Source organism: Bradyrhizobium sp. GW821-FHT13H06 (assembly GCF_058803975.1).
This window is the reverse complement of record NZ_JBXAPN010000004.1, coordinates 59602-82636: the sequence shown is the minus strand read 5'-3', so window position 1 is coordinate 82636 and position 23035 is coordinate 59602. Positions and strand designations below refer to the sequence as shown.

Below are 23035 nucleotides of genomic sequence, written 5' to 3'. Positions count from 1 at the left end.
TGAAAATTGGAATCCAATTCCAATTTTAGAAGGCGCGTGCTAGAAGCCGTCCCGAAGCAATGCTGATGATGGGAGAGCGTCGAATGTCTGAGGTCGCGGTGGCAGTGTTCGGCGCTGGCGCGATCGGGCGGGCGCATGTCGAAACCCTGCGTCGTCTGGACTCCTGCGCGCTTGCGGCAATCGCCGAACCTTCAGCTGCGGGAAGGGCTTATGCGGAGGGGCTCGGTGTTCCCTGCTATGCGGATCCGCTCGATCTGCTGCGCGAGGTGAAGCCACAGGCGGCCGTCATCGCCACGCCGAACGCGACGCATCGCGAACTCGCCATCGCCTGCATCGAGCGCGGCATCGTGCCGCTGGTCGAGAAGCCGATCGCGAGCACGCTTGACGATGCGGCCGCAATTGCGGTCGCCTCCGAGCGCGCGAACCTGCCGGTCCTGGTCGGGCATCACCGGCGGCACAATCCGATCATCCGCCGGGCGCGCGCGATGATCGCCGAGGGCGCGCTCGGCCGCCTGACCAACGCGACCGTGCTCTATACTTTCTACAAGCCCGCCGACTATTTCGAAATGGCGTGGCGGCGCGAGCCCGGCGGCGGGCCGGTGCTGATCAACCTCATTCACGAGATCGACCTGATCCGCCATCTCTGCGGCGAGATCGTCTCGGTTCAGGCGATCGCGTCGAACGCGGTCCGCGGTTTCGACGTCGAGGACAGTGCCGCGGTTCTCTTGCGCCTCGCCAATGGCGCGCTGGTGACGCTGAACCTCAGCGACACCGCGGCCGCGCCCTGGAGCTGGGACCTTGCAAGCGGCGAGAGTCCGAATTATCCGCCCCAGCCCGTTGCGGTGCAGACTCATTTCCTGAGTGGCACCGAAGGCTCGCTCGCGCTGCCGACGCTCGACCATTGGCACTACGCCTCGGGCAAAAGCTGGTTCGCCCCGATCACGCGTGACAGCGTGAGGTTCGAACGCGGCGATCCTTACCGCGCGCAGCTCGACCATTTGGCGCGGGTGGTTCGCGGCGAGGAGCGGCCGCTGATTACCGCGCGCGATGGCGCGCTGACGTTGCGGGCCACAATGGCAGTTCACAAAGCCGCCAAAACCGGCCAGATAGTGCGCCCTGATCAGGAGATCGAATTGTGAATCAGGAAGCCCTGATGCTGAAAAACCCGGAAACCGGCGAGGCGCCGAGCGGCCTTCTGGAGCGCACGCTCGGCGTGCTCGAGCTGCTCGCGACCAACGCCCATGGCATGCTGCTGTTTGAGATCGCCGATTCCCTGCACATCCCGCGCAGCGCCACGCACCGCGTGCTGACCAGCCTGATCGAGCACGGCTACGTCAAGCAGGAGCGCGAGCAGGGCGCCTATCAGCTCACTGCCAAGATCGCGTCGCTTGCCTTCACCTTCCTCGCCGGCAGCGGCATCACCGATTTTGCCCAGCCGCTGCTCGATCGCCTGGCGCGGGAAAGCGGCGAGCTGGTGCGCCTTGCCATGATCGACGGGCGCGAGCTGGTCTGGGTCGCCAAGGCGCAAGGCTCGCCCGCCGGCCTGCGCTACGACCCTGACATGGGACAGGTCGGACGGCTGTCCTGCTCGGCGAGCGGTCACGCCTGGCTATCCTGTCTCTCCGACGACGACGCACGCGCGCTTGTCGAGAAGCAGGGGTATGGATTGCGCAAGGACTATGGACCGCGCGCTCCGGAAAGCTGGCCGGCTTTGCAAAAATATCTACGCCAAACCCGCAAGCGCGGGGTCAGCCTCTGCCTGCAGACCTATACGCCCTGGATGAACGCGTCCGCCGCACCGATCCGCCATCCCAAGACCAAGGAGGTGACCGGTGCCGTCGTCATCGCCGGCCCGCATATCCGCCTCACTGAAGAGCGGATGCTCGAGCTGGCGCCGGCGCTGATCCAGACCGCGCAGGAGCTTTCGATGGCGACGCTGGCCTCGCCCGGCCTCCAGGGCGGGCGGCCGCACGGCAGTTTTTTCGACACGAACGCTTCCTGAACAATGTGAGTCCCGAGTACGATGCGAATTCTGATTACGGGCGGTGGTGGCTTCATTGGTGCGTGGCTGGCGCGCCGTCTTGTCGATGGCGGGCATCAGCTTCGAATCTTCGAGCCGGTCGATCGTACGGCGCTGTTCAGCGCGATCGTGGGAGGCGCCGCGGCGGCGGTGGAGTGGCGCCTCGGTGATATCGCCGATGCGCATGCGGTGCGCGCGGCTGCCGAGGGATGCGATGGCATCATTCATCTGGCCGGCGTCCTGACGCCGGCATGCAAGGCCGATCCCGTTCGCGGCGCGATGATCAATCTGGTTGGAACGCTGAACGTCTTCAATGCGGCGCAGGGGCTGGGCATCCGGCGCATCGTGTTCACGAGCAGCGCCGGCGTGTACGGTCCCGACGACGCCACGACGCCGCGTCCAATCACCCATTACGGCACCTTCAAGCTGGCCTGCGAGGGCAGTGCGCGGGCCTATTGGGCGGATCACGGCATCGCCAGCGTCGGCTTCCGGCCCTACATCGTCTATGGCTTCGGCCGCGAGACCGGCTCGACCGCGGGGCCATCGCTGGCCTGTCGCGCAGCCGCGCGGGGAGAGAGCTACGTGATCCCTTATGCCAGCACCGCAGGTCTCGTGTTTGTCGACGACGTGGTCGCTGCCTACGAGGCCGCATTGTTGCGCGAGCCTGACGGCGCGCACGTCTTCAACCTGCCTGGCGAGGTGGTATCGAACGACGACGTCGTGGCCGCCGTGAGGGCCGTGGTCCCGGATGCGAAGATCGGCATCGACGGACCCGAGCTTCCTTTCGCCGAGGATATCGGAGAGGGCGACCTCAGGCGCGTATTTCCGAACCTGCCTGCGACTTCGCTGCGGGACGGCATTCGCCGTACCATCGAACTTTATCGGACGACGTCATGACGATCCCGGTTCTTGGTGCTCACACGTTCGGCTTCGCCTGGGATTGCGTCGCGGAGGAAGCCGTGGCGCAACTCGCCAATGCTGGCTATCGCACCGTTCAATTGATGGCGACGCCACCGCATTTCGATCCCTGGCGACAGGACGCCGGGCGCACGCAGCGGATCGGCGCGCTCATCGAGCGCCACGGTCTGTTCTTGCTGGCACTCGATCTCGCCAGCAGCGACATCAATCTGGCGAGCCCGTCGGCCGACGTGGTCGATTTCGCCGTCGAGGCCTACATGTCCGCGATCGATCGTGCCGCCGAACTTGGCGCGCACTGGATCTGCGTCGGCTCCGGACGGCGGCATGCGCTGCTGGCCAAGGCGAACGATCGCCTCATGACGAGCTTTCGCGCGGCCTTCGCCCGCATCCATGACAAGGCTCAGCGCACTGGAATCCCGATCATTCTCGAAAATCATCCGCAGGGGCTTCTGGCCAGCGCGAGCGATATCGTCCGCTTCCTCGATGCCGAAGGCTATGGCGACATGCCTGTTATCTACGACGTCGCCAACGCGCTTGCGATCGGCGAAGATCCGGTCGAGGGTCTTAACAGCTTGTGGCCGCGCCTCGGTATCGTTCATCTCTCCGATAGCCCGAAGGGGCAGTGGCGGCACGATCCGATCGGCACAGGCGACATCGACTTCGCGGCCATTGCCGCACTGTTGAAGCAGCGGAGCTACGGAGGCAAGATCGTCCTCGAGATCCTGTCCGACCGGCCGCTCGCAGATCTCGAAACGGGCACTGCCAGGTTGAAAGAGCAGGGGTTGGCCTTCACGCTCGGCTCTTGATCGCTCCGACGGGCGGTGTAGACCCGCCATTGCGGGCGGCGCGGGACGCGTCTGGTAACAGGCTCTCCCGAAAACGGCCGGGCGGCATGCCGACATTGCGTGAGAAGAACCGGTTGAAATAGGCCGGGTCCTCATAGCCGAGGATGGCGCCGATTTCGTTCACGCTCATGTCCGAATAGAGCAGATTGCGCTTGGCCTCGGTGAGCAGGCGATCGTGGATGAGCTCGAGCGATGACCGGCCGGTCGTGACCCGGCAGCAAGCATTGAGGCGCGCCGTCGTCACGCCGAGCTTGCGGGCGTAGAGGTCGAGCGGGGTGTGATCGCGATATTGCTGCTCGACCAGCTCGCGAAAGCGCATCACCGTGTCGGCATCGCGTGCGAGGGCAACGGGCCGCTCGCGTTCCTGCTCGCGCAGGCGGCGCACCGCCACCGCGAGCAATTGCAGATAGGCCTGGATGGCCGCCCGCCGGCCCGGCGCGGACCAGACGAATTCATGTTCGAGCGAGGCGGCCATGCCGACAAGGTCGATATCGTCACCGATCTGGTGCGAAAGAAACCGGGCCGGGAGGTGAAAGCCGTCGACGAGTTCAGGATCGTCGTCGAGCGCGGACTGCAGGAAGGGCGGGGCCACGGTGGTGACGTAGCCGTCGGTGCCGGGCTTGAAGCGGATGGCGTGGATCGTGAGCGCAGGGATGATCACAAGGGCCGGGGGCTTCAAGTCCCAGCGCTCGCCCTCAACCTCGATCGCCCCACCGCCCTTGCTGATGACCAGGATCTGGTGGTGGTCCGGGTGCGTATGCGTTCGGATTGTCCAATCGTGGCGGCCGCTCCGCACCGGGATAGGCTCGATATGCAGGAACGAGGGTTCGACCTTGGGAGCGGCCTCCTCATAGAGAAAATAGTGCGGGATCATGCCGGTGGTTCCCTCTGCGGCATCGGGCGCGCGTGCCGTTCGCTGCGCCGCGCTTACGAAAAGTACAATACGAAACAAGTTTCGTCCATTGGCGTCGCGGTTGAGCGCGCCTATCCAGAACGTGCGCATCCGCAAAGCCTGCAGCAAGCAGCGCTCCGGGATGTCGCGGGAGGGACTGCCAATGCCGGGACAGGAGCGTGATCTGTCGTGCGACGTGCTGGTCGTGGGCTCCGGTGCCGGCGGATTGTCCACCGTGATCACCGCGCGCAAGGCCGGGCTCGATGTGATCATCATCGAGAAGGATGAGTATTTCGGCGGCACCACTGCGTTCTCCGGTGGCGTGCTCTGGATCCCCGGCAATCGGCACGCGCGCGATGCCGGTGTATCCGATAGCCGTGAGGCGGCGCGGACCTACCTCAAGCACGAGGCCGGCAACCATTTCGACGATGCGGCGATCGATGCGTTCCTCGACGCCGGCCCGCGCATGCTCGATTTCTTCGAGCGGGAGAGCGAGGCGAAATTCATCCTCTCGGGCTATCCCGATTATCATCCTGACGTCGAGGGCGGCGCGCAGCAAGGCCGTTCGGTGACGGCGGCTCCCTACGACGCCCGGGCGCTGGGAGAGGACATCAAGCGGTTGCGGCCGCCGCTCGAGACCATCACCTTCATCGGCATGATGTTCAACTCGTCCAACGACGAGCTGAAGCATTTCTTCCGCGTAACGCGCTCGCTGACCTCTGCGGTCTATGTCGCCAAGCGGCTCGCGAGCCACCTCTGGGATCTCCTGCTGTATCGTCGCGGCGTCAAGATCACGAGCGGCAATGCGCTCGCGGCGCGCCTGGCGAAGACGGCATTGGATCTCCGGATTCCCTTGCTCACGGCAACGCCGGCACAACGGCTGATCAACGAGGGCGGCACCGTGACCGGTGCGGTCGTGCGCGATGCAAAGGGAGAGTACCGGATCACGGCGCGCCGTGCGGTGGTGCTGGCGAGCGGCGGTTTCCCACACGACGCCGCGCGTATCGCCCGTGCCTATCCTCACCTGGCAAGGGGCGGCGAGCATCTGTCGCCGACGCCCGCGGCCAACACCGGCGATGGCATTCGCATGGCAGAGCAGGCCGGAGGCACCTGCGACATCCGCTTCAGCAATGCCTCGGCCTGGATGCCGGTGTCGCGCGTTCCGCTGGGCGAGCGCACTGGCGTCTTCCCCCATCTCGTCGATCGCTACAAGCCTGGGGTCATCGCGGTCAATCGGCAGGGACGCCGCTTCACCAACGAATCCGAGTCCTATCACGATGTCGGCGCGGCCATGATTGCCGATGGCGCCGGCGGAAAGGAGACCGCGGCCTGGCTGATCTGCGATCACGCCACCATTCGGAAATACGGCCTCGGCTACGCCAAGCCGGCGCCGGTGCCGGTCGGGATCTTCGTGCGCAACGGCTATCTGAAGCGCGCCGCGACCCTGCGCGCGCTGGCGGAGGCAGTGGGCATCGATGCCGATGGTCTGGAACAGACCGTGCGCGCCTATAATGAGAGCGCGGTCCAGGGGATCGACCGCGCTTTCAAGCGCGGCAGCACCGCCTTCAACCGCTATCTCGGCGACGCCGAGCACAAGCCGAACCCGAATGTCGCTCCGATCGGTGCCGGGCCCTATTACGCGCTCAAGATCATCATGGGCGATCTCGGAACATTCGATGGATTGACCACCGACGTGGTCGGCCGAGTACTGCTCCGCGACGGCGCCGCCATACCGGGCCTCTACGCCGTCGGCAACGACCGCGCCTCGATCATGGGCGGCAACTATCCCGGCGCCGGCATCACGCTCGGGCCGATCATGACATTCGGTTACATCACCGGCCGCCATCTGGCCGGCCAGCAAGCCTGAAGGACATCCGATGACCGAACCTGCGATCGTCGATTTGCGCGTCTACACCATTCGCCTGCGCAAGATGGCGGAGTTCATCGATGTGTTCGACCGGCTCGCAATGCCGGTCCAGCTTCGTTATCTCGGTCGGCCGCTCGGAATGTTCACGAGCGCGGTCGGGCCGTTGAACCAGATCGTGCACCTCTGGGGCTTTCCCGACATGGGCGAGTTCGAGCGCCGGCACGCTGCGCGCGACAAGGACTCGGATTGGCCGGCTTACCTGAAGGCGTCAGAGCATCTCATCACGGCGCAGGAGAACCGGCTGATCCGCAGGATCGAACTGCCGTCGCTGGCTGGCTTGACGACCTGACGCGCCGGCGTCCTCAACTCCCGGAGATTTGCATGACATGGATCGACCTCACCGCAAAAATTGCGATCGTCACCGGCGGCGGTGCCGGCATCGGGCGAGGCATCGCGCATGGTCTTGCCGCGGTCGGAGCGAATGTGGTGGTGCTCGATCGCGATGAGGCGGGGGCATCCGTCGCGGCAGAGATTCGCCAAGGGGGAGGGCAGGCAGAGTTCTTCGTCTGTGATGTCACTGGCGATGACGATGTCGCGCGCATCGCCGAGCATGTCGGGACGAAGGTCGGTTCTCCCGATATTCTGGTGAACAATGCAGGCACTATGCTGCCTGGCGGTCTCGACGCCGTCAGTATGGCGGATTGGGACAAGATTCTTGCGCTCAACCTGACCGGCTATCTGCGTTGTGCGCGGGCGTTCGGCGCGCCGATGCTGGCGCGGATGGCGGGCGCGATCGTCCACGTCGCCTCGATCGCGGCCTCTTTTCCGCAAGGACATAGTGGTGCCTATAGCGTGAGCAAGGCGGGCGTCGTCATGCTCTCCCGTCAGCTCGCGACCGAGTGGGGACCATGCTGCGTGCGCAGCAACGTCGTCAGTCCAGGCATGATCCGCACCCCGATGACCGAAGCCATCTACCGGGCGCAAGGTGTTGAGGCCGCGCGGCAAAAGCTCGTGCCGTTGCGCAGGATCGGCCGGTCCGGAGATATCGCCGATGCGGTGGTGTTTCTGGCAAGCGAACGTGCGAGCTACATCAGCGGCGAAGAGATCGTCGTCGATGGCGGCTTCACCAGGACAATGATGGGCATCGTTCCGCGACCGGGGTTCGAGGACAATTGATAGGGAGCGCAGCGATGCTGCTGGAGGGAAAGATCGCGGTCGTCACCGGCGGCGGTTCCGGGATCGGTGCGGCGATCGCACGGCTGTTCGTTGCCGAGGGCGCGAAAATCGTGATTGGCGATCTCGCCGAAAGCGGTGCGGGCCTCGCGGCGGAGCTTACCGACGACGGATTTTCCGTTACGTTCCAGCGCCTCGACGTGACCGATGAGGCTGATGTTGCTGCGCTGATGCAATTCGCGACATCCCGCTTTGGCCGGCTAGACATTCTTGTCGCCAATGCCGGCATTCCCGAGCGCAAGTCGCCGATCCATGAGCTCGATCTTGCCGATTGGCGTCGCGTGATCGACGTCGATCTCACCGGCGTCGCACTCTGCAACAAGTTCGCGGCCGGCGCCATGCTGGCGGCAGGCGGCGGTGCGATCGTCAACATGGCGTCGATCCTTGCCCATGTCGGCCAGGAGAACAGCAACGCCTATTCCGCCGCAAAGGCCGCCGTCGTCAATCTAACCCGCTCCGTCGCCCTGACCTATGCAAAGTGCGGCATTCGGGTCAATTGCGTCTCGCCGGGCTATGTCGATACGCCGCTTCTTGCCAAGCTTCCCGAAGCGACCCGGCAGGCGATGCTGGTGCGCCAGCCGATCGGCCGTCTGGCCCGTCCCAAGGAGATCGCGGAGGTTGTTGCCTTTCTCGCCAGCGACAAGGCATCGATCATCACCGGCGCCTGCATCAACGCCGACGGGGGCTACACGGCGATCTAGTCTGTTCATTTGCGCCACAGAATGGATGACGTGTGCTCCCTCTGGTGTTCGCTGGACCAAATTGGCTCAAATTGGCCCATGATGGATTGGAGCGAGAGTTTAGTAATTCCAGCCAGTTAGAAGGCCGCGTGTGCACGACGTGTGCACCGGTAGATCAAGAAAAATCCATCATTAGCCAGCTTTGGCAAGCGGCCTTGGAGCGATGATGGGGCTCGGGAGGTAGTTTCGTGCGATAGGATTGACGTGCGTATGTCTTCGCCGGGGCCCTGCCGATGTGGCAGCCTCAATGAGCGTCTGATGAATTGCTCAAACCAGAGCGGGCCGACGACCACAAACTTAGAAGCGCCGAGGGAGGGCCGACGGTCAGTCAGTCGATCCGTTCTGTCCCCTCGAGAATGTCCATCTCTTCCACGGTCAAAGACGCGAGAATGGGCGAAAGTATTCGCTCAACGGTTCCATTTCGACGAGCCCGGCCCAACGCCCGAGAGTGGCAAACGCATTTGATCAATTCTACAATTTTTAGTTGAGTTGTGCCCCCGACGCAGAGAGCGTATGTCCGGCTACATCTGCTACCAAGAGCTCTCGAGCGCGAAAAGAACAACCATGAAGGCCCTGAACGAGCAGCGAGTTCACGTGGCCGCACTTCGAGCGCGGCGTTCCGGATGCTCGGCACGGCGATCCGCCAAACCAGCAGCCGCGTTCAGTTGAAGCGAGCCGGTCGCGGACTACCAACTTGTTCAGGCGATGATCGCCGACTGCCCGACCGAGATTTCAAGTCGATGATCCTCGATACTGCGCGCAAGCGCGACCGCGCCTCCGGAGGGGATTCTGCTGGAGTCGCGCGACAACAGCGTAAGCTATCCGGCCTGTGTCTTCGCTGATGAAAGATGGAACGGCAGCGGGCCGGCAACTCAGCCTTCGAGTTTCGGTTGCCGCTGACACGGCAACCCGAACCTTTGCGCGCCGAACGGCTCTCCGCGAGGGCTTCTGCTCCGGCTGCCGGCAGCGGCGTTTGAACCCCGGCGCTGGCCGACCGGCCTTGGCAGTTGCACCCTATCGCCGGGGGCAATGGCGTCAGACCGTGCATTCGAACTTGCCTGACGGCGGTAGCTCTGCTAATAGTTAAACGGTCAGTCGGATTATTATTCGCTCGAGGGCCGGACGATGAACGTTGTGCGACGGATGGCGCAATGGAACGAGCTGATCCACCCCGATCGGGTCCATGGCTCGCTCTACACCGATCGTTCCATCTTCGAGGCGGAGCTGCAGAACATCTGGTACCGGACCTGGGTCTACGTCGGCCACGAGAGCGAGGTCCCGAAGACCAACGACTACGTAATCAAGTCGATCGGCCCGCAATCCGTGATCATGACGCGCGACGAGCAGGGCAAGGTCAACCTGCTGCTCAACCGCTGTTCCCATCGCGGCAATCAGGTCTGCTCCTATGAGCGCGGCAATGCGCGGTCCTTCACCTGTCCGTTCCACTCATGGACCTTCGCCAATGACGGCCGCCTGGTTGGCTATGCCTTCCCCGATGGTTACGAGGGACAGGACAGGGCCGAGCTCGCGCTCGGTCGGGTGACGCGCGTCGAATCCTACCGCGGGTTTGTGTTCGGCTCCTTCGCCGCCGATGGGCCAACGCTGAAGGAGCATCTCGGGGGCGCCACGGAGACCATCGACCGGCTGGCGCGCACGTCGCCGGAGGGCGAGGTCGAGATCACGGCGGGCTTCCTCAAGCATCGCGTGAAGGCGAACTGGAAGTTCATCCTTGAGAACGAGTGCGACGGCTATCATCCGGCCTTCGTTCACACCTCGATCTTCGGCGTCGCCGACAGCATGATCGGCAAGCTCTATGGCGGGACCTCGACCGCACTGACCCGCGACTACGGCAACGGCCACACGGAGATCGACCTGCGGCCGGAGTTCCGCAAGCGCGACCTGCCGATGAGCTGGTTCGGCACCAGTGAAGAGCGCTTGCCCGCCTACGCGGCGCGCATGAAGGCGGCTTATGGCGATACGTCCGCGCGCGAGATCATGATCGACGGCACGCCGCATGTGATGATCTTCCCGAACCTGTTCATTGCCGAAATCCAGATGTTCGTCATTCAGCCGCTCGGTGTCGACGACAGTGTGCAGCACGTCACTGCGCTCCAGTTCAAGGGGGCGCCCGACCTCAACCGCCGCCTGCGCCAGCAGACCATGGGCTCCGTCGGCCCGGCCGGCTTCCTGCTCGCCGACGATTCCGAGATGTACGAGCGCTGCCATCGCGGCGTGCTGGCGCGCAATCCGGAATGGGTCTTTCTCGGCCGCGGCGAAAAGCGCGAGCGCCGGGACGAGCTCGGCTTCAAGGTCGGCCACGTCACCGACGAAGTGCCGTCGCGCGGCATCTGGGCCCACTATCGCAAGCTGATGGAGGCCGCCTGATGCTGTCGCGCGAGAGCAGCGCCACGCTGATGAGCGCGGTGACCGCCTTCCTGAATCGCGAGGCGCGCCTGCAGGACGAGCATCAATACGAAGCCTGGGAAAGGCTCTGGACCGATGACGGCGTCTACTGGGTGCCGGCCAACGGCGCCAATATCGATCCGGAGCGGGAGATGTCCATCATCTACGACAACCGCTCGCGGATAGCCCTGCGCGTGCGCCAGCTCATGACAGGCAAGCATTTCACCCAGACTCCGCAATCGAACCTGCGCCGGCTCGTCTCCAACATCGAGCTGATGGACGAGCGACCGGGCGGCGACATTGCGGTGGCCAGCAACAGCCTGATCTTCGAATCGAGCTTGCGCGACGACACGCTGTGGGCCGCCCGCAACGAGTATCGACTGCGCCATGTCGATGGCGACCTGCGCATGGCTTACAAGAAGGTGGTGCTCGTCAACAACGACAAGGCGATCTACACGCTGTCATTCCTGGTCTAGGAAAGCTCTCGCGCCATGATCGACAAGGGACCCGTTCTGCTCGACATCGACGACGGCATCGCGCGCCTGCGTCTCAACCGGCCCGATGCCGCGAACGGGATGAGCGTCGAGCTTCTCGGCGCGCTCTGCGATGCCATCATGGCGTGTCACGGCCACCCCGATCTGCGCGTGGTGCTGCTGAGCGGCGAGGGCGCGAACTTCTGCGCCGGTGGCGACGTGCGTGCCTTTGCATCCAAGGGCGAGAAATTGCCGGACTATATCCGCCAGGCGACGGCCTATCTGCAGAATGCGGTCAGCGGTTTGCTGCGGCTCGAAGCGCCCGTCATCGCCTCGGTGCACGGCTTTGCGGCGGGCGGCGGCGGCTTCGGCCTCGTCTGCGCCTCCGACATCGTCATCGCGGCCGAGTCGGCCAGGTTCCTTGCGGGGGCGACGCGGGTGGCGATGGCGCCGGATGCGGGCGTATCCGTCACGCTGTCCCGCCTGGTGGGCCTGCGGCGCGCGATGTCGATCCTCCTCACCAATCCCGTGATTACGGCGGCCGAGGCGCTACACATGGGAATCGTCACCAAGGTCGTTCCTGACGACGAACTCACTGAGGCCTCGCTGGCGCTGGCGCGCGAGCTCGCCGCCGGCGCGCCGAAGGCGCTTGCCGCGACCAAGCGCCTGGTCTGGGCCGGCACCGGGACGAGTATCGAGCAATGCCTATCCGAAGAGGCGCGCACGGTCTCGGAGCTGTCGGGCATGGCCGACGCGCGCGAGGGCCTTGCCGCCGTCATCGAGCGGCGCAAGCCCGTCTTCGCGGGACGCTGAGCGTGGCCGATACGCTTCCATTCGGACGTCTGGACGGCCGGCGCGCCTTCGTGTCGGGCGGCGCGCGCGGCATTGGCGCCGCGATTGCAAAGAACTTCGTCGGCGCGGGCGCCAATGTCGTGATTGCCGATCTCGACATGGCTCAGGCTTCCGAAACAGCGCGGCAGATGGGCGCCGTGGCGGTTCGTCTCGACGTCAGCGATGCGGGCGCGGTGCAGGCGGCGATGGCGCAGCACGGGCCGTTCGACATCCTGGTCAACAATGCCGGGATCGACCAGCACGCCTTTTTCACGGAAACAACGCCGCAGGACTGGGCGAAGCTGATCGCGGTCAATCTCACGTCCGTTCTGGCCTGCACCCACGCCGTCCTGCCGGCGATGCAGGCTGCAAGGTACGGCCGCATCATCAACATCACTTCCGAAGCCGCCCGGCTCGGCTCCAGGGGCGGGGCGGTTTACTCCGCCGCCAAGGGCGGGGTCATCGCCTTCACCAAGAGCATGGCGCGAGAGAACGCGCGCTACGGCATCACGGCGAACGCGATTGCGCCCGGCCCGATCCGCACGCCAATGCTGGATCAGGCGGTCGCCCGCGGTGGCGACAGGATTCTTCGCGCGATGACCGACGCAACCTTGCTGGGCCGACTCGGCGAGCCCGATGAGGTGGCAGCGGCCGCGCTGTTCCTCGCTTCCGACCAGGCCGCTTACATCACGGGTGAGACGCTCGGCGTGTCCGGCGGCATGGGGATCGGCGGTTGAGATGAAGGATGCGGCCAGCGATATTGCGGTGACCCCCGTGGATCGTGCGGTCGAGCGGCTGCAGTCGATTTACCGCAAATGGACGCGCGATACGGGCGTCGAGCAGATGCGTCGCGATTGGGATGAAGCGTTCGCGGGCTGCTCCGTGCCGGTGACCTGCCGTCAGGTCTCCGCCGGCGGTGTCGAGGGCGAGTGGATCGTGCCGGCCGCCGCGCTGCAGGAGAGAGCCATCCTCTATCTGCACGGCGGTGGCTTCCGTGTCGGCTCGATCGCCTCGCACCGCGATCTGATCGCGCGCATCGTTCACGCCTGCGGCTGCCGCCTCCTGGCGATCAACTACCGCCTGGCGCCGGAGCATCGCTTTCCAGCCGCGCTGGACGATGCCTTGAGCGCCTATCGATACCTGCTCGACCAAGGCTTGCGGCCGGCCGACATCGCGCTCGCGGGAGATTCGGCCGGCGGCAATCTCGTACTGGGCGCCATGCTGGCGTTGCGTGATGGCGGCGAGCCCCTGCCGGCTGCCGCCGTGCTGATGTCGCCCTGGACCGACCTCGCCGCGACAGGTGCGAGCTACGAAAGCCGCGCGAAGGCCGACCCGATCCATCAGCGTGCGATGATCCTCGCGCTTGCGAAGAACTATCTGGGCCGGGATGGCGATCCGCGTCATCCGCTGGGCTCACCGCTCTACGCCGATCTGTCCGGCTTGCCGCCGCTTCTGATCCAGGTCGGCGACCGCGAGACGGTGCGCGACGATTCGACCGAGCTCGCTGCAAGAGCCAGGGCTGCCGCCGTCAACGTCGAGCTGCAGATCTTCGATGGCATGATCCACGTGTTCCAGATGTTCCCGGAAATCCCGCAGGCTGGAGAAGCGATCGCCGCGCTTGCAAATTTCCTGCGCGGACATCTGCACATTGAAGATGGGAGGGCGGCACAATGAACGTCATGACTTCAGGTTCCCGCCAGCCGGTTGACGCCGAATTCCAATTTTCGGAGCAGCCCAATCTGCCCGAAGAGCTTCGTATGCTGCGCGAGCAGGTACGCCGCTTCGTCGAGAAGGAGGTCGTGCCGCAGGGCGACGCCTGGGAGCGCGACGGCAAGATCCCGCGCGAGATCTTTCGCCGCATGGGGGCGCTCGGATTCCTCGGCATGCGCCACGCGCCGGAGTATGGCGGCACCGACATGGGCCCGCTGGCCTCGATGGTGTTCGCCGAGGAATTGGGGCGCTCGAGTTTCGGCGGTTTCACGTCGTCGATCCTGGTGCACACCGACATGTCGGCGGTGCACATCTCGCTGCGCGGCACGCCGGAGCAGAAGCAGAAATACCTCCCGGCAATCATCCGCGGCGAGACCATCTGCTCGATCGCAGTGACCGAGCCGGACGCCGGCTCCGACGTCGCCGGTCTGAAGACCCGCGCGACCCGCGATGGCGACGGCTGGGTGATCAACGGCTCCAAGATGTTCATCACCAATGCGGTCTACGGCGACATCCTGATCGTCGCGGCCCGTACCGATCCGCATGCCAAAGGCAGCCGCGGTCTTTCGCTATTCATCGTCGATCGCAATTTGCCCGGCATCGCCGTGACCGAGCTCGACAAGCATGGCTGGCTCTGCTCGGACACCGCCGAGATCGCCTTCCAGGACGTCCGTGTACCGGCGAATGCCCTGCTCGGGGAGGAGAACAAGGGCTTCTACGGCATCATGGAGACGTTCCAGAACGAGCGCATCTGCATCGGCGGCATCTGTGCCGGCGAATCCGCCAAGGCGATCGAGCTGACGGCAAGCTACGTGAAGACGCGGCAGGCGTTCGGCGGACCGCTCTGGAATCAGCAGGCCGTGCGGCTGAAGCTCGCGCAGCTCGCGGCCAAGGCCGCCGCCGCGCGCCAGCTTGCCTATCACGCCGCCGAGCTCGCCGCGGCCGGGCAGCCGTGCTTGCGCGCGGTGTCGATGGTTAAGGCGCTGTCGCCCGAGGTGCTGCACGAAGTCGTGCACGGCTGTCTGCAGTTGCACGGCGGCAGTGGCTTTATGCGCGGCACGCCGATCGAGCGTATGGTTCGGGACGCGCGGGTCCTGACCATCGGCGGCGGCGCCACCGAAGTCATGCTGGAAGAAGTCGCGAAACGGATATAGCCGGACCCTTGCTGACGGGGAGCACGAGAATGCAGAACACGCGTTCCGACACCGCGCGGGCGCTCTACGCGGCGCTGGCGGCCGGAAACAGGGAGCAGCTCGAGATGCTGCTCCATCCGGATTTCGTCGGCGAGATCGCCGAGGGAATGCCCTTCGGCATTGGCGGCCGGCACGAGGGCTCCTCTGCGATGCGCCGCAATGGGTGGGGCGCGATCGCCCGGCATTTTGCGGCACGTGCGGAGCCGGAGCGCTTTCTCGAGGTCGGAAAGGCGTGCCTGCTCGTGACCGGCCGGTATCGTGGCGAGGGCAGGCATGGAGGAGCCTCTCTCGACGCCTCCTTCGCGCACCTCATCACGTTCGAGGGCGAGCGCATCACGCGTCTCGAGCAATATACCGATACGGCTCGCTGGCATGATGCCGCGAGCCCGTTCAAGACCGTCCTCCTCGATATCGCGGATGGTGTTGCAACGCTTAGGCTCAATCGTCCCGACAAGGGCAATGCCATCAACGAAGAGATGGCCGCGGATCTTGAGGAAGTTTCAGTGCGAATTGCCGAAGCCCCGGGCTTGCGCGCCGTGCTGATTGCAGGAAACGGTTCGAACTTCACCGTGGGAGGCGATGTCACTCTCTTCGCCGGCACGCCGTCCGCCGAGTTGCCGGGCAAGCTTCGTCGCATGATCGATGGCTACCATCGCGCCATCGATCGCTTGACCAGCATCGATGCACCGGTCGTGGCGGCGGTGCGCGGCGCGGCGGCCGGAGGCGGATTGGGCCTCCTCTACATTGCGGACATCGTGGTCGCATCCACCGACGCGCGGTTTGCGCTCGGATATGGCGCGCTGGGCCTGACCTCCGACGGCGGTAACACCTGGTTCCTGCCACGGATGGTCGGCATGCGGCGGGTGCAGGAACTGTTCCTGCTCAATCGCCGCCTGTCGGCGCAGGAGGCCCTAGAATTCGGCTTGGTCTCCCGCCTGGTGCCGGACGATGCGGTGGAAGCGGAAGCACTTGCCATCGCCCGCGAGCTGGCGGTGGGGCCGACGCGGGCCTTTGGCGCCATGCGGCGCATGCTACGGCAGTCCTTTGAAACGAGCCTCGGCAATCAACTCGAAGCCGAAATGCAATCCATCGTCGGCGCGAGCCAGTCCGACGATGCGCGCGAGGGCATCGCCGCCTTCGCGGCCAGGCGTCGGCCCGTCTTCAAAGGCGGATGACCGGGCGCTGCACGGCCATCCGCCGGTGGTGATCACTTCACCGGCTTAAAGCTGACCGTAGCCGTGTCGGCCTGCATGATCTGCAGCTTCTGGTTTGAGAAGCGGACGCCGGGTCCGAAGCTGATCGGAGCCATCACGCCGGTCTCGACATTCTTGGTCTTCTCCAGCTCGCTGATCGTACAGGCCCAGGTCGGCTGCTTGCCGCAACGCTCGATCGCCGCGATCAGGACCTTGGCCGCGGCATAGCCGCTCATCGTGTAGCGATTGATCCCCTTGAACTCGGCTTCCGACAAGAGCGGCTTTGCCTTCTCGAGGAACGCCTTGCCGGCTTCGCCGGCAAAAGGCTCGACATAGTCCACCGCGAAGATGCCATCGCCGGCCGGTCCCATCAGCTTGAGCACCGGCTCGACGCGGCCGGGCCAGAAGATGCCGGTCACCGGCTTGACGTTGAGCTTCTCGAGCTCCTTCATCATCGCGATATTCTCCGCGATTATGCCGCCGGCCAAGAATACTTCGGCGCCGGAATCCTTCAGTTGGAGCATGTCGGACGAGAAATCCTGCTGGCCCTTCTTGTAATTGCCGCTGTAGACGACGTTCAGCTTCTTCGACTTGACCACGGAATCGAAGCCATCGCGCACCGTGATGCCGTAGTCGTCGTCCTGCGTGATGAGGCCCCATTTCTTGCCAGGGTTCTTTTCCGCGAGGTAGTTGACGAGATGAATGATTCCTTCTTCGTAGGATTGACCGACCACGAACACGTTCTTGCGCGGCGGCTCCCACAGCAGCTTGACCGGCGCGACGTCAATCACCGTCGGGATGCCTGCCTTCTCGAGCACGGGCATCACGGCGATCGACTGGCCGGAGCCGGACATGCCGAGCATGGCAAAGACCTTGTCGACCTCGATCAGCTTCTTGGCGCCCTGGATGGTGCGCGCAGTGACGTAGCCGTCATCCTCCAGCACGTACTTGATCTTGCGGCCGTTGATGCCACCGGCGTTGTTGGCTTCCGCGATCGCGATCTTGTGGCCGATCGAAGCGGCGACGCCGAGGAGCGCCGGCGGACCGGTGAGCGGTTCGACGTCGCCGATCAGGATCTCCGTGTCGGTGATACCAGGGTCGGCAGCCAACGCGCTGCCGCCGGCGAGCAGGGCCGCTGCGAGCAGCAGGGACGCAGTCATTGGATGATTTCTCATGTCTCTGTCCTCCCTCAAAAATTGATCTTTGTATTCAGTATCGCAGTGGCCAGTTCACCCAGGCGCGGCGGATGTCGTGCCAGGCACCGACCAGGCCGCGCGGCTGAAAGCGAAGGAACAGGATGATGACGAGGCCGTAGAGCATGCTCTTCAGCTCCTGCGCCCCGGTCGTGAACACCGCGTCGAGCTGCGCGCTGAAGACGCTGAAGACGAGGCGCGTCGCCTCGGGAAGCAGCACGATCAGAACGGTCCCGAGCACGGCGCCGAGCGCCGAGCCGAGGCCGCCGACGATCAGGATCGCGAGCGCCTCGATCGATAGCAGGAACGGAAAGCCTTCGACGCTGACGAAGGAGAGGTAGATGCCGTAAAGGGCGCCGGCGAGGCCGGTAATGAAGGCCGACGTGACGAAGGCGAGCAGCTTGTAGGCATGCAGGTTGATGCCCATGACGCGGGCCGCGGTGTCGTTGTCGCGGATCGCGACAAAAGCCCGACCGACCCGGCTGCGGCGAATGTTGAGCGTGGCGAACAGGGTCAGCGTGGCAATCCCGAGGCAAAGGTAGGTGAAGGCCGCGTCGCCGTCAAAGCTGATGCCGAGAATCTCCGGCCGCTGCACGGAGATGCCGCGGGCGCCGTTGGTGAGCCAGCGCATCTCCAGGATCACCGTGTTGATGATGAACGAAAAGGCAAGCGTCGTGATCGCGAGGTAGAGGCCCTTCAGGCGCAGCGACGGCGCACCGACGATCAGGCTGGCCAGCGCCGGGACGAGCCCCGCGCCGAGGAAGCCGACCAGGGGCGGCATGTGATATTTCGACACCAGGATGGCGTAAGCATAGGCGCCGGTGACGAGGAAGCCGACGTGGCCAAGCGAGATCAATCCGGTGTAGCCGGTCAGGATGTTGAGGCCGAGCGCGCCGGTCACGGTGATCAGGATGATCATCAGGAACGACAGCGCGTAGGCGTTCAGCACGTGGGGCGCGGCGATCAGCGCCAGCATCAGCACCGCCGACCACAGCCAGACCGGGGGTGAATCGATCAGGGCGACGAGTTCGCCATAGGTCTGCTTGTAGTCGCCGGTGCGCATCGTCCTAGACCCTCTCGATGTCGCGTTCGCCGAACATGCCGAACGGGCGGATCATCAGCACGACGATGATCATCGCGAAGCCCGCGATCTCCTTCATGCCGGAGCCGAGATAGCCGCCGGCGAGATTTTCGGTGATGCCGATCAAAAGGCCGCCGAGGCCGGAGCCGAGCACGGCATCGAGCCCGCCCAAAATGGTGGCTGGAAAGGCCTTGAGCCCGAGCTGGAACATGGCCGGCGACAGATCGTAGGAAAGCGCGAAGAACACCCCGCCGATCCCGGCGATGACCGAAGAGGCCGCCCAGGCCAGTGCATGGACGCGGGTGGCGCTGATGCCCATCAGCAACGCGGTCCGGTCGTCGGCCGCAACCGCTCGCATCGCGACCCCCATCTTGCTGTAGCGGAAGAACGCCCAGATCGCCGCGAGCAGCGCCAGCAGCGTCGCGATGACGGCGATCTGGCCGGTGCGGACGCCAATTCCACCCAGGCGGACGATGTCGCGCCCCATGCCGACGTCGAGGCCATGCGGATAGGCGTCCCAGACGAAGTTGATCGTCGAGCGCAGGATCACCGCGAGCCCAATGGTCACCATCACGGTCGCGAACACCGGCTCGCCCAGCATCGGCCGCATCACGACGCGCTCGATGATCAGGCCGAGCAGGACCGCGGCGAGAATGGCGCCGAACGCGACCATGACGACGTTTCCGCTGACGGTGGTCGAGATGGTCCAGGCGATATAGGCCGTGATCATGGTCATCTCGCCCTGCGCGAAATTGACCAGCCCGGTCGATTTGTAGATGACCGCAAAGCCCATCGCGATCAGGCCGTATATCGCGCCGATCGCAAGGCCCGAGATCAGGAGCTGCAGGAGATACTGCATTCAGTCCTCCGCGGGATAGATGATGGCGAGCTCGCGCGCGAACTTCTTCTCGATCATGGCGCGGCGTACCTTCTGCGTGGCGGTCAGCTCGCCGTCATCGTGGTCGAGCTCCTTCTCCAGGATCGCGAACCGTCTGACGTTCTCGACCCGGGCAAAGCGTTTGTTGGTCTCGCCAACGATGCGCTCGACCAGCTCGTGCACCTCGGGAAGCTGCGACAGCGACTTGTAATTGGTGTAGGTCAGCGCCCGGTCGCGCGCCCAGCGGCCCACATTGTCGTAGTCGACCTGGATGATGGCGCCGAGATACTTCTTGGCCTCGCCGACCACGATCGCTTCCTTGACGAACTCGGAATCCTTCAGCGCGTTCTCGATCTCGGAGGGCGCGATGTTCTTGCCGCCGGCGGTGATGATGATGGCCTTCTTGCGGTCGACCACGGCGATCTCGCCATCGTCGAGCACCTCGACGATGTCGCCGCTGCGCAGCCAGCCGCCGGCCTCGAGGGAGGCCGTCGAGGCCTTTTCGTCGAGGAAGTAGCCCTTGAAGACACCGGGACTGCGCAGCAGGATCTCGCCGTCGTCGTCGAGTTTCCATTCCGTCCCGGGAAGGGGCAGGCCGCAGCCGCCGATCCGGTGGTGGCCTGCCGACTGGACGAAGGCGACGCCGCCGCTTTCGGTGAGCCCATAGCCCTGCGAGACCGGGCGGCCGATGATGTCGAAGAAGCGCAGGGTCTCGGGTGAGATCGACGCGCCTGCGCAGAGCCGATGGCGGCTATAGGCGAAGCCGAGGTGACGCTGCAGATTCCGGAACATCAGGAGATAGAGGAGGCCGTAAGCGGCACGATCGATGAGACTTTCCTTGCCCGCCTGCCGGCGGTCGGAAAGTGTGCGGCCCCAGGCGAGGCAGGCCCTGGTCAGGCCTTGCCGCAGCCTGCCGCTTTCGCCGAGCCGGAACAGAAAGCCGTGCTGCAGCTTCTCGTAGATGCGTGGCACGCCGACGAAGAAGGTCGGCGCGATCTCGCGGATATTGGTGGCGACGGTGTCGATCGATTCGGCAAAGCTCACCGTGCCCCCGAGCACCAGATGCGTCACCATACCGTAGCAACGCTCCGCGACGTGGCACAGCGGCAGGTAGCTGACGGCCTCGAACGGCTTGTCGGCGATGCCGACGGCTTCTGCGTAGGTGAAGGCGGCGTAGACGAGATTGCGATGCGTCAGCATCGCGCCCTTGGGCGGGCCCGTCGTGCCGGAGGTGTAGACCAGGATGCAGACGTCGTCGGGCGCGCCTTGCGAGATTAGGCGGTCGAGCGTCGCGTTCGCGTCCGGAGTCTCACGCGCATGGGCAAGGCCGCGCTGGCACAGCGCGTCGAACGACATCAGCGCCGGCTGGCGGTAGTGCCGCAGGCCCTTCATGTCGATGCAGACGATGGCCTCGACACCGGGAAGCCCGCCATTGTTGGCCATGGCGTCCAGCACCTTGTCGGTCTGCTCCTGGTCGCCGGTGACGACGACACGCGCGCCGGAATGCTTGACGATGTATTGCAGCTCGACCCAGGGGTTGGTTGGATAGATGCCGACGGTCACGGCCCCGATCATCTGCGCGCCGAGATCGGCGTAAAACCATTCCGGCGTATTCTCGCCGGCGATGGCGACGCGGTCTCCCGCCTTGATGCCGAGCGACAGCAGGCCCAGCGCCACCGCACGCGCCGTCTCGTGATAGTGGCGCCAGGAGTGGGGATTCCAGATGCCGTAGTCCTTTTCGCGCAAGGCCCGCGCTTCGCCATGCATGGCGGCACGCTGGCGCAAGAGTTGCGGAATGGTGATGGCGCCGTCCCGGAGCGAGGCGCGGAAGGGCGCCGCGTCGCTCGCTGGCGCGCTGCGGGGGGCTGTGGCCTGGAGCGGCGGAAGTGTGGAGCGGAGGCTGTCGAGCGTCGACATCACGATCCCGCCTGTGCAATGGCGCCGCCGGGGCGCTTGCCGCCGAGATAGGCTTCGGCGACGGCCGGGTGGTGCCTGATCTCGTGGGGCGTGCCTTCGGCAATCTTGCGGCCAAAATTGAGCACGTGGACGCGATCGGAGATGTCCATGACGATCCGCATCTCATGCTCGATCATCAATACGGTGATGCCGAGCTCGTCTCTGATGTCGAGGACGAAACGGGCGATGTCCTCCGTCTCCTCCTGGTTCATGCCCGAGACCATCTCGTCGAGCAGCAGTATCTTGGGCTCCGAGGCGAGCGCGCGTGCAAGCTCGACGCGCTTCTGCTGGCCATAGGACAGTGTCCCGACGACGGCGTCCCTGACATGCTCGATCTCGAGGAACTTGATGATGTGCTCGACCCGTTGCCGCGCCGCAATCTCCTCGCGGCGGGTGCGGCCGAAGAAGACCACGGCATCGATCACGTTGGAACGCAGGTGGGTGTGGCGGCCGGTCAGGATGTTCTCGACCACCGTGCCGTGTTTGAACAGTGCGAGGTTCTGGAAGGTGCGGCCGATCCCGGCGGCGGCAAACCTCCAGGGCGAGATGGTCGAAACATCGACGCCTTCGAATACGATGCGCCCGCCGCTCGGCCGCAGCACGCCGGAGATCATGTTGAACAGGGTGGTCTTGCCGGCGCCGTTCGGGCCGATCACGCTGCAGATCTCACCGGGCGCGACCGTGAGGCTGACGTCGGCAATGGCCTGGAGGCCGCCGAAACGCTTGCTGAGGTTTTCGACGGTGAGGAGCGCGGTCACGATAGCCACCGCTTGCGCCGCTTGTAGTGCTTGACCTCGCGCAGGCTCTTGCGGCCGGCCGAGGAGACGCCGAGGTAGAATTCCTGGACATCCTCGTTGGCTGTGAGCTTGCTGGCAGTGCCGTCGAGCACGACGCGCCCCGTTTCGAGGATGTAGCCGCAGTCGGCGAGGTCGAGCGCTCGCTGCGCGTTCTGCTCGACCAGAAGCACCGTCATCTTCAATTCGTCGCGCAGGCGGGCGATCACCTCGTAGATGCGGTCGATGATCAAAGGTGCGAGCCCCAGCGACGGCTCGTCGAGCGCGAGCAGGACCGGATCGGTCATGAGCGCGCGGCCGATCGCCAGCATCTGCTGTTCCCCGCCGGACATGTAGCCGGCGATCTGGTCGCGCCGTTCGTGGAGTCGCGGGAACAGCGAGAATACCTTGTCGCGACGCTCGCGCGCTTCCGCAGCGGTCCTCGTGTAGCCTCCCATCTGGAGATTTTCGTCGATCGTCAACGCAGCGAAGACGCGACGGCCCTCGGGTACCTGCACGATTCCGCGGCGTACGAGCTCGTCGGGGGCGAGCTGATGCACGTCCTCGCCGTGGAAGCGGATGCTGCCGTTCTCGATCACGCCTTCCTCGGTGTAGAGGATGCCGGACATCGCCTTCAGCAGCGTCGACTTGCCGGCGCCGTTGGAGCCGAGCAGGGCGACGATGCGACCCTCGGGCACCGCAATCGAGACGTCGCGAATGGCCTCGATCGCGTTGTCGTAGACGATGCGGATGTTGCGGAATTCGAGCAGGCCATCCGGCGCGGGCATCGCTTGCGTCGCAGGGCAGGAGGTCGGTGTCCGGATCGTGGTCGGCATC

At 64.9% G+C, this 23035-nt stretch carries 22 protein-coding genes; 15 read left to right on the top strand and 7 right to left on the bottom strand.

Translation table 11 applies throughout. The features are described 5' to 3' along the window. The first annotated feature begins 83 nt into the window (after positions 1-83). Genes AC1RQP_RS17905 through AC1RQP_RS17890 form a run of 4 tightly spaced genes read left to right on the top strand, consistent with a single transcriptional unit; the run spans position 84 to position 3744 of the window. A complete protein-coding gene (locus AC1RQP_RS17905) occupies positions 84-1139 on the top strand; it encodes a Gfo/Idh/MocA family protein (RefSeq protein ID WP_239622971.1) in 1056 nt (351 codons plus the stop codon). After that, entirely contained in the window at positions 1136-2002 is an 867-nt protein-coding gene (locus AC1RQP_RS17900) for an IclR family transcriptional regulator (protein ID WP_156504988.1), read from the top strand. The genes AC1RQP_RS17905 and AC1RQP_RS17900 overlap by 4 nt, the downstream gene beginning before the upstream one ends. 21 nt (positions 2003-2023) lie before the next feature. Continuing rightward, positions 2024-2917 (top strand): NAD-dependent epimerase/dehydratase family protein, encoded by an 894-nt coding sequence (locus AC1RQP_RS17895; RefSeq protein ID WP_492937931.1) that lies wholly within the window; start codon positions 2024-2026, stop codon positions 2915-2917. Next, positions 2914-3744, top strand: coding sequence for a sugar phosphate isomerase/epimerase family protein (locus tag AC1RQP_RS17890; protein WP_239622973.1), 831 nt, complete (start codon positions 2914-2916; stop codon positions 3742-3744). Before AC1RQP_RS17895 ends, AC1RQP_RS17890 begins: the two co-directional genes overlap by 4 nt. Here AC1RQP_RS17890 and AC1RQP_RS17885 read toward each other — a convergent pair. Then, complete coding sequence (locus AC1RQP_RS17885; protein WP_492937930.1) at positions 3728-4657, bottom strand: helix-turn-helix domain-containing protein; 930 nt, start codon at positions 4655-4657, stop codon at positions 3728-3730. The two genes, AC1RQP_RS17890 and AC1RQP_RS17885, sit on opposite strands and share 17 nt — an antisense overlap. Positions 4658-4838: 181 nt before the next feature. Between AC1RQP_RS17885 and AC1RQP_RS17880 the strand changes: the two genes are divergently transcribed. From AC1RQP_RS17880 to AC1RQP_RS17830, 11 genes are all read left to right on the top strand, one after another. After that, positions 4839-6542 (top strand): FAD-dependent oxidoreductase, encoded by a 1704-nt coding sequence (locus AC1RQP_RS17880; protein WP_492937929.1) that lies wholly within the window; start codon positions 4839-4841, stop codon positions 6540-6542. A 10-nt stretch (positions 6543-6552) separates the two neighbouring features. Continuing rightward, positions 6553-6891, top strand: coding sequence for an NIPSNAP family protein (locus tag AC1RQP_RS17875; protein WP_061879154.1), 339 nt, complete (start codon positions 6553-6555; stop codon positions 6889-6891). A gap of 32 nt (positions 6892-6923) precedes the next feature. Beyond that, positions 6924-7718 (top strand): SDR family NAD(P)-dependent oxidoreductase, encoded by a 795-nt coding sequence (locus tag AC1RQP_RS17870; protein WP_061879153.1) that lies wholly within the window; start codon positions 6924-6926, stop codon positions 7716-7718. A gap of 14 nt (positions 7719-7732) precedes the next feature. Beyond that, positions 7733-8476, top strand: a complete 744-nt coding sequence (chcB2, locus tag AC1RQP_RS17865) for a cis-4-hydroxycyclohexanecarboxylate dehydrogenase (RefSeq protein ID WP_061879152.1) — start codon at positions 7733-7735, stop codon at positions 8474-8476. 1164 nt (positions 8477-9640) lie between these two features. Beyond that, entirely contained in the window at positions 9641-10900 is a 1260-nt protein-coding gene (locus AC1RQP_RS17860; protein WP_239622974.1) for an aromatic ring-hydroxylating oxygenase subunit alpha, read from the top strand. Further along, a complete protein-coding gene (locus AC1RQP_RS17855) occupies positions 10900-11394 on the top strand; it encodes an aromatic-ring-hydroxylating dioxygenase subunit beta (RefSeq protein ID WP_239622975.1) in 495 nt (164 codons plus the stop codon). Before AC1RQP_RS17860 ends, AC1RQP_RS17855 begins: the two co-directional genes overlap by 1 nt. A 15-nt stretch (positions 11395-11409) precedes the next feature. Further along, on the top strand, positions 11410-12204 hold the full coding sequence (locus AC1RQP_RS17850; RefSeq protein ID WP_239622976.1) for an enoyl-CoA hydratase/isomerase family protein: 795 nt from the start codon (positions 11410-11412) through the stop codon (positions 12202-12204). Positions 12205-12206: 2 nt separating this feature from the next. Beyond that, positions 12207-12959 (top strand): SDR family NAD(P)-dependent oxidoreductase, encoded by a 753-nt coding sequence (locus tag AC1RQP_RS17845; protein WP_239622977.1) that lies wholly within the window; start codon positions 12207-12209, stop codon positions 12957-12959. A 1-nt stretch (position 12960) separates the two neighbouring features. Beyond that, on the top strand, positions 12961-13896 hold the full coding sequence (locus AC1RQP_RS17840) for an alpha/beta hydrolase (protein ID WP_239622978.1): 936 nt from the start codon (positions 12961-12963) through the stop codon (positions 13894-13896). After that, the gene (locus AC1RQP_RS17835) at positions 13893-15086 is read left to right on the top strand and encodes an acyl-CoA dehydrogenase family protein (RefSeq protein WP_239622979.1); all 1194 of its coding nucleotides are present in this window, start codon (positions 13893-13895) and stop codon (positions 15084-15086) included. The genes AC1RQP_RS17840 and AC1RQP_RS17835 overlap by 4 nt, the downstream gene beginning before the upstream one ends. A gap of 29 nt (positions 15087-15115) precedes the next feature. Next, complete coding sequence (locus AC1RQP_RS17830; protein ID WP_459606340.1) at positions 15116-16300, top strand: enoyl-CoA hydratase-related protein; 1185 nt, start codon at positions 15116-15118, stop codon at positions 16298-16300. Positions 16301-16332: 32 nt separating this feature from the next. Here AC1RQP_RS17830 and AC1RQP_RS17825 read toward each other — a convergent pair whose 3' ends face one another. The 6 genes from AC1RQP_RS17825 to AC1RQP_RS17800 are packed head-to-tail and all read right to left on the bottom strand — an operon-like array spanning position 16333 to position 23034. Then, entirely contained in the window at positions 16333-17493 is a 1161-nt protein-coding gene (locus AC1RQP_RS17825; RefSeq protein WP_492937928.1) for an ABC transporter substrate-binding protein, read from the bottom strand. A 34-nt stretch (positions 17494-17527) separates the two neighbouring features. Further along, a complete protein-coding gene (locus AC1RQP_RS17820; protein WP_239622982.1) occupies positions 17528-18574 on the bottom strand; it encodes a branched-chain amino acid ABC transporter permease in 1047 nt (348 codons plus the stop codon). A 4-nt stretch (positions 18575-18578) separates the two neighbouring features. Then, entirely contained in the window at positions 18579-19451 is an 873-nt protein-coding gene (locus tag AC1RQP_RS17815; protein WP_239622983.1) for a branched-chain amino acid ABC transporter permease, read from the bottom strand. Beyond that, positions 19452-21386, bottom strand: coding sequence for an AMP-dependent synthetase/ligase (locus AC1RQP_RS17810; protein WP_239622984.1), 1935 nt, complete (start codon positions 21384-21386; stop codon positions 19452-19454). Next, complete coding sequence (locus AC1RQP_RS17805; protein ID WP_492937927.1) at positions 21386-22183, bottom strand: ABC transporter ATP-binding protein; 798 nt, start codon at positions 22181-22183, stop codon at positions 21386-21388. The genes AC1RQP_RS17810 and AC1RQP_RS17805 overlap by 1 nt, the downstream gene beginning before the upstream one ends. Beyond that, the gene (locus tag AC1RQP_RS17800) at positions 22180-23034 is read right to left on the bottom strand and encodes an ABC transporter ATP-binding protein (protein WP_459606343.1); all 855 of its coding nucleotides are present in this window, start codon (positions 23032-23034) and stop codon (positions 22180-22182) included. The genes AC1RQP_RS17805 and AC1RQP_RS17800 overlap by 4 nt, the downstream gene beginning before the upstream one ends. Position 23035: the final 1 nt, after the last annotated feature.

Excerpts from the sequence above, each read along its gene's own strand:
- AC1RQP_RS17905 (WP_239622971.1), top strand. The coding sequence starts at position 84 with ATGTCTGAGGTCGCGGTGGCAGTGTTCGGCGCTGGCGCGATCGGGCGG.
- AC1RQP_RS17895 (WP_492937931.1), top strand. The coding sequence starts at position 2,024 with ATGCGAATTCTGATTACGGGCGGTGGTGGCTTCATTGGTGCGTGGCTG.
- AC1RQP_RS17890 (WP_239622973.1), top strand. The coding sequence starts at position 2,914 with ATGACGATCCCGGTTCTTGGTGCTCACACGTTCGGCTTCGCCTGGGAT.
- AC1RQP_RS17885 (WP_492937930.1), bottom strand. The coding sequence starts at position 4,657 with ATGATCCCGCACTATTTTCTCTATGAGGAGGCCGCTCCCAAGGTCGAA.
- AC1RQP_RS17880 (WP_492937929.1), top strand. The coding sequence starts at position 4,839 with ATGCCGGGACAGGAGCGTGATCTGTCGTGCGACGTGCTGGTCGTGGGC.
- AC1RQP_RS17875 (WP_061879154.1), top strand. The coding sequence starts at position 6,553 with ATGACCGAACCTGCGATCGTCGATTTGCGCGTCTACACCATTCGCCTG.
- AC1RQP_RS17870 (WP_061879153.1), top strand. The coding sequence starts at position 6,924 with ATGACATGGATCGACCTCACCGCAAAAATTGCGATCGTCACCGGCGGC.
- chcB2 (WP_061879152.1), top strand. The coding sequence starts at position 7,733 with ATGCTGCTGGAGGGAAAGATCGCGGTCGTCACCGGCGGCGGTTCCGGG.
- AC1RQP_RS17860 (WP_239622974.1), top strand. The coding sequence starts at position 9,641 with ATGAACGTTGTGCGACGGATGGCGCAATGGAACGAGCTGATCCACCCC.
- AC1RQP_RS17855 (WP_239622975.1), top strand. The coding sequence starts at position 10,900 with ATGCTGTCGCGCGAGAGCAGCGCCACGCTGATGAGCGCGGTGACCGCC.
- AC1RQP_RS17850 (WP_239622976.1), top strand. The coding sequence starts at position 11,410 with ATGATCGACAAGGGACCCGTTCTGCTCGACATCGACGACGGCATCGCG.
- AC1RQP_RS17840 (WP_239622978.1), top strand. The coding sequence starts at position 12,961 with ATGAAGGATGCGGCCAGCGATATTGCGGTGACCCCCGTGGATCGTGCG.
- AC1RQP_RS17835 (WP_239622979.1), top strand. The coding sequence starts at position 13,893 with ATGAACGTCATGACTTCAGGTTCCCGCCAGCCGGTTGACGCCGAATTC.
- AC1RQP_RS17830 (WP_459606340.1), top strand. The coding sequence starts at position 15,116 with ATGCAGAACACGCGTTCCGACACCGCGCGGGCGCTCTACGCGGCGCTG.
- AC1RQP_RS17825 (WP_492937928.1), bottom strand. The coding sequence starts at position 17,493 with ATGAGAAATCATCCAATGACTGCGTCCCTGCTGCTCGCAGCGGCCCTG.
- AC1RQP_RS17820 (WP_239622982.1), bottom strand. The coding sequence starts at position 18,574 with ATGCGCACCGGCGACTACAAGCAGACCTATGGCGAACTCGTCGCCCTG.
- AC1RQP_RS17815 (WP_239622983.1), bottom strand. The coding sequence starts at position 19,451 with ATGCAGTATCTCCTGCAGCTCCTGATCTCGGGCCTTGCGATCGGCGCG.
- AC1RQP_RS17810 (WP_239622984.1), bottom strand. The coding sequence starts at position 21,386 with ATGTCGACGCTCGACAGCCTCCGCTCCACACTTCCGCCGCTCCAGGCC.
- AC1RQP_RS17800 (WP_459606343.1), bottom strand. The coding sequence starts at position 23,034 with ATGCCGACCACGATCCGGACACCGACCTCCTGCCCTGCGACGCAAGCG.